General features: G+C 66.3%; 1 protein-coding gene. It reads left to right on the forward strand.

Going from position 1 to position 421, the window contains the following annotated elements:
* A partial coding sequence (locus RNB18_RS52690) for a GntR family transcriptional regulator (RefSeq protein WP_311721142.1) occupies positions 1 to 421 on the forward strand: 421 nt, incomplete at both ends.

Below are 421 nucleotides of genomic sequence, written 5' to 3' on the forward strand. Positions count from 1 at the left end.
GCGAGATCGACCATCGCACCCGGCTGGTCGAGTCCCAGCTGTGCGAGACGCTCAACGTCAGCCGGACCCCGCTGAGAGAGGCGCTGGTCCGGCTGCACGCCGACGGCATGCTCGAACGCAGGCCCGACGGGTACTACCCGGTCGCGCTGGATATCCCGGGCGTCCGCGACCTCTACGAGTTGCGCATCACAATCGAACTGCGCGGCATCACCCGGATCCTGGAAACCGATGAGCTGCACTACGATAAGGACCGGCTCTCGGCATTGCGCGCGGAGTGGCTGGACCTGAAGGCCAGCCCGCCCCCACCGGACGGTGACATGGTGCTGCGCGACGAGTCATTCCACCTCGAGTTGTGTGCGGCATCCGGGAACAAGGCGATGGTGGCCACGCTCGACAACCTCAACCGGCGGATCCGGCTGAT

Origin of the sequence: Streptomyces doebereineriae (genome assembly GCF_031845645.1) — a bacterium.
GTDB lineage: Bacteria > Actinomycetota > Actinomycetes > Streptomycetales > Streptomycetaceae > Streptomyces > Streptomyces canus.